At 64.8% G+C, this 298-nt stretch carries 1 protein-coding gene; it reads left to right on the forward strand.

Annotation, left to right across the window (positions count from 1 at the left end; genetic code table 11):
* On the forward strand, positions 1-298 hold a 298-nt coding region (locus AX690_RS04295), incomplete at both ends, for an OmpA family protein (protein ID WP_231732117.1).

A 298-nucleotide genomic window follows, 5' to 3' on the forward strand; every position in this document is an offset into this window, starting at 1 on the left:
GTACGAGGCCCGTGAGTTCATCGTGTACTTCCCGTTCGACCAATCGGTCCTGACGCCGGAAGCGCAATCGGTGGTCACGGAAGCCGCGAAGTACGCCAGCGATGGCAAGGCGACGAAGATCATCGTCGTCGGCCACACCGACACCTCGGGCTCGCCGAAGTACAACATCAAGCTGTCGGAACGCCGCGCTAAGGCCGTCGCCGACGCTCTGGTCTCGCAAGGCGTCGCCAAGGACGTCCTGGGCGTCGACTGGAAGGGTGAAAGCGCTCCGGCCGTCGCCACCGGCGATGGCGTGAAG

Source organism: Caulobacter sp. CCH9-E1, assembly GCF_001556515.1.
GTDB lineage: Bacteria > Pseudomonadota > Alphaproteobacteria > Caulobacterales > Caulobacteraceae > Caulobacter.